The 4,474-nt window shown below is 60.0% G+C and carries 4 protein-coding genes and 1 pseudogene (1 of these 5 cut by a window edge); 1 reads left to right on the forward strand and 4 read right to left on the reverse strand.

The annotated features are described in order from the left end of the window. Positions 1-106: 106 nt before the first annotated feature. The 3 genes from SFLMC1_RS05395 to SFLMC1_RS05405 all read right to left on the reverse strand — a co-directional run bounded on the left by SFLMC1_RS05395 (position 107) and on the right by SFLMC1_RS05405 (position 2,994). Positions 107-1,507 carry a phosphoglucomutase/phosphomannomutase family protein gene (locus tag SFLMC1_RS05395; RefSeq protein ID WP_152073234.1) on the reverse strand — a complete coding sequence of 467 codons (1,401 nt, stop codon included), beginning with the start codon at positions 1,505-1,507 and terminating at the stop codon, positions 107-109. Positions 1,508-1,665: 158 nt separating this feature from the next. Continuing rightward, complete coding sequence (locus SFLMC1_RS05400; RefSeq protein WP_152073235.1) at positions 1,666-2,559, reverse strand: homocysteine S-methyltransferase family protein; 894 nt, start codon at positions 2,557-2,559, stop codon at positions 1,666-1,668. 12 nt (positions 2,560-2,571) lie between these two features. Then, on the reverse strand, positions 2,572-2,994 hold the full coding sequence (locus tag SFLMC1_RS05405) for a metal-dependent transcriptional regulator (RefSeq protein WP_152073236.1): 423 nt from the start codon (positions 2,992-2,994) through the stop codon (positions 2,572-2,574). A 120-nt stretch (positions 2,995-3,114) separates the two neighbouring features. Between SFLMC1_RS05405 and pepT the strand changes: the two genes are divergently transcribed. Continuing rightward, entirely contained in the window at positions 3,115-4,362 is a 1,248-nt protein-coding gene (gene pepT, locus SFLMC1_RS05410; protein ID WP_152073237.1) for a peptidase T, read from the forward strand. Between the two features lie 109 nt (positions 4,363-4,471). Here the strand turns inward: pepT and SFLMC1_RS05415 are convergent. Beyond that, positions 4,472-4,474, reverse strand: a pseudogene (locus SFLMC1_RS05415) (LCP family protein) (it continues 1,239 nt past the right edge of the window).

The raw sequence follows: 4,474 nt of genomic DNA on the forward strand, positions 1-4,474 counted from the left end.
GGAATCTGGGCGTACACATTTCCTACATATATTAAGACCCTACTTACGTTTGCCAGCCGTTCTCTACCACTCACCGAGGGCCTCTTTATAGTGAAGCGTCATATAGCTAAAGCTGATAGGCTCCCTTGGCCAAGGCACAGCCGGCATCGAGCAACCCATCGCGCTCCTCCACCGAGAACCCCTCGGCGTATACGCGAACCACCGGTTCGGTCCCGCTGGGGCGGATCAGCAGCCAGGTGTCATCCTCGAATGCCAAACGTAAACCATCCATATGGCTTACAGCCTGCGGCGCCTTGCCGTAAATCGATTTGGGATTCATGCCGGGAAGCAGCGTTCGCAGCGATTCGGCGTCTTCGGCCTCAAGGCGCAAATCGCGACGCCCATAACTCGTCTTACCAAAACTGGCCTCGAGCTGATCGACCAAAACGCCCAAGGGCGCGCCCGTCTTTGCCATAAGCTCACACAGAATCAGACAAGCAAGAATTCCATCACGCTCGGGCATATGCGCGGCGATGCCGATACCGCCGGCCTCCTCGCCTCCCATGAGGACGCCGCCCTTCTTCATCTCTGCAGCTATATATTTGAAACCGACCGGCTTAACGGTCACACGACAGCCAAGCGCCTCAGCAATGCGGCGCACGAGCGTCGAGCACGAGAGATTGACGACGACACGCCCCTCCAAATTGCGGAATTGAACGAGGTCACCCAAAACAAGCGCCATGATTTGATGCGGATGTATATATCTACCGCGTTCGTCGACCGCGCCGATACGATCGGCATCGCCGTCGGTCACCAGGCCCGCGCACGCCCCGTCCTCGACAACCGCACGCTCGCAAGCGTCCACCCATGGCTCAACAGGGTCGGGGCAAATGTCCTCTTGATCGGACGACTGTCCGGCATGGATCTCGTGCACCTCGACGCCTAGCTCCCGCAGCAGGTCGGCAAGATATCCCTGGGCCGCGCCGCCCATGGGGTCAACTACCACACGCAGGTGAGCGGCTCGAATGGCCTCGGCATCGACAAACGATGCCACCGCCTGCATATAGTCAGGAATAATATCCGCGGTGCGATAGCGTTCCTCGATCCCCATCGGCTCGGGGGCCATGGTCTCTTCGAGTTCCTCGATGACATCCTGGTTGGCGGTCGAGCCGTCACCCATGCGAATCTTGAGACACAGATAACCCTGCGGATGATGGGACCCCGTCACCATGAGCGCGCCGCACGCCTCACCGTCATACGCCGCCGCCCACGTAAGGGCAGGGGTCGGAACAGGTCGCGAAGCGAGCACGGCGTCTAGCCCGTGCGCTGCTAGCACACCCGCCGCAAGCTCAGCGAACTCGCGCGCCTGCGGCCGGGTGTCGAACCCTATATATACCGTTTTGCCCGGATTGGTCTTTTGCCACAACTCGCCGACGTCATCGGCGATACGGGCAATGTTGTCGGCGGTAAAGTCGTCGTCGACGCGAGCGCGCCAACCGTCAGTTCCAAAATGAATTATCGCGCACACGCGCAGACACCTCACAGTGTTTGGATCATGGTACGCATGAGGTATACCCGCGATACACACTCGGCAACCTGCCGGCACCAGCATTCACCATTTGGGCAAATGTTACCGACGATGTGTAACCAACAAAAAAACCGCCCCGTATGGAGCGGTTTTGACCTTTATATATCGAGTGCCTCGGCCATCGCCGCCGTTGTGATCGCCGTGGTTCCACAGCAACTGCCCACCATTGCGGCACCGGCATGTCTCCATTCGATGCATGCGCGCGCGAAGGCTTCGGGATTCTCGCGCCACACAGGACCATCCTGAGTTTGGACCGGATCGCCCACGTTGGGGCGTACCGTGACGGGCGTAGTCGCCGATGCAACCATCCTGGGCACCGCCACGTTCGCGGCCGCAAGTGAACAGCAGTTAACGCCAACCGAGTTTGCGCCGTGCTTTTCGGCGTACAAAACGGCAGCCTCGATGTTGAGGCCATCGCCTAGCAGGTCGCCTTTATCGTCAACGACAAAACTCACCAAAACAGGCATGCCGTCGGCGGCATCCTGGGCGCCGGCGAGCATGGGCTGCAAATTACGGATAGACGTCACCGTTTCGATCAGCAGACCGTCAACACCAGCATTGAGCAGGTCGTATGCCTGCTCTCGCGAAATGCCTCGGATTTCTCGATATTCGGCAGAGTCTTCGGCAAACCACTCAATGCCGATCGGGCCCATCGAGCCCAGCAGCAGCTGAGGGTGCGCCTGGCGCGCATCGTCGACGGCACCGCGATTGACCTCAGCCACGGACGGCGTAATCTGATCTTGCTTGAGGGCAAAGCTTGATGCCTGAAAGGTATTGGTAATGAGCACCTGCGCACCGGCGGCGACATACAGGCGATGAATACGAGAAACAGTCTGCGGCTCGGCAAGGTTCCAAAACGCCGGTGGGATGTCGGCAGCGTCGTATTCACTCATCAGCACGCTGCCCATGGGGCCCTGCGTCAACAGGGTCTCGCTCGACATGCGGCGCATAAGTTCCTCGCCACCGGGGCGGTTGTAATAACTCGTATCCATATATGTGTTTCGCTATTCCTCGACGCTGATTCCCTGTTTTTCGAGATAGGCGAGCCAGCGGCTCATCGTATCCTCGGAAAGCGCATGTTCCATCATGCACGCCTCGGAATCGGCTCGCTCAAAATCGACGCCGAGCTCCTGGACCAAAAACGTGCGGACAAGGCGATGGCGGTACCAGATAGCCGTGCCGACCTCGCGACCACGGTCGGTCAGGATGACCTTGCCGTAATGCGATTGCTCGACAAGCTCGGACGCCTTAAGCGCCGAAACTGCCTTATTGACCGATGCCTTGGAGACACCAAGACGCTGCGCGATGTCGACCGATCGCACGCCACTGGTCTCCCCTTCTTCACTTTCGATGCGAACCATGCACTCCAAGTAGTCTTCGTTCGCCACCGTTAGGTGCAGCTCGCGCGAGCTATTTGTCGTATCCATGACCTTCCGTCCCTTCTGCGTTCAAAGGGTGATTCTACCCCATCCAAGCGTCACGGTATGCCGTGGCATACCGTGCTAGAGTTCTTGTTGCACACGACGACCAAGATTGGAGCGGTCCTTATGGAAAACAAGACCACGAACCCCGACGTCCTTGAGCGCTTTTTGCGCTACGTCCAAATCAACACGCAGTCCGAGGATGCAAACTGCGATCAGGTGCCTTCGAGCACCGTTCAGTTTGACCTTGCCAACATCCTGGCCGAGGAGCTGCGCGAGCTTGGCGCTGCCGATGCCCATGTGACCGAACATGCCTACGTCTGCGCGCATGTTCCTGCGAGCGCGGGCGCTGAGGACAAGCCCGCCCTGGGCCTGATCGCGCACCTCGACACCACCGAGGTTGCGCCAGGCGCCGGCGTGAAGCCGCACATTGTGCACTACGAAGGCGGCGACCTGGTCTGCGGTACCGCCGACGGCAAGCCCATGGCCATGAGCACCGCCAAGCTTCCCGCCCTGAACGACCTTGTGGGTGAGGACTTGGTCTGCAGTGACGGCACCACACTGCTGGGCGCCGACGACAAGGCAGGCGTCGCCGAGATCATGGCGCTTGTCGCGCGTATCGCTCAGGACCCCTCGCTGCCCCACCCCGCACTCGGCATCTGTTTTTGCCCGGACGAGGAGATCGGCCACGGAGCCGAGCTGTTGGACATCGAGGCCTTTGGCTGCAAGTACGCCTACACGGTCGACGGCGGCCCCATCGGCGAGCTGGAGTGGGAGTGCTTTAACGCCGCCGAGGCGACCGTCCGCTTTGAGGGCCAGTCCATCCACCCGGGCGACGCCAAGGGCCGTATGGTCAACGCAGGCAATCTGTTCTGCGACTTTAACGCGCTGCTCCCTTATGCGCAGCGCCCGGAATACACCGAGGGCTACGAGGGCTTTTATCACCTTGAGGGTGTATCTGCGACCGTCGATCACGCCACAGCGCGCTATATCGTCCGCGACCATGACGCCGCCAAGTTCCAGCAGAAACTCGCGCTGATTGATTCCGCCGCAGCCCTGCTCAACCAGCGCCTGGGCGAGGAACGCGTGACGGTCGAGATCAAGCAGCAGTACCGCAACATGGCCGAGATCGTGCGTGACTACCCCGAGCTTATCGATGTCGCCAAGGAAGCCTACCTTGCCTGCGGCATTGAGCCCCAGGTGCTGCCGATTCGCGGTGGTACCGACGGTGCGCAGCTGTCGTTCCGCGGCCTGCCCTGCCCCAACCTTTCCACGGGCGGCTACTGCTACCACGGCGTCAACGAGTTCGTCCCGGTCAACTCGCTCGTCAAGATGACCGACGTGCTCCAGGAGCTCGTCGCCCGCTTCGCATAAGCTTGGCCGCTCAAGCTACAATGACAAACCGCCCCGTCCTCTACAGAGAACGGGGCGGTTTTTGATGCAAGGGGAGTAGTCAGTAGTCATTGGGGACGTTCTTGTTTGACTA

The sequence above is a fragment of the Collinsella aerofaciens genome (assembly GCF_901212495.1).
Lineage (GTDB): Bacteria > Actinomycetota > Coriobacteriia > Coriobacteriales > Coriobacteriaceae > Collinsella > Collinsella aerofaciens_H.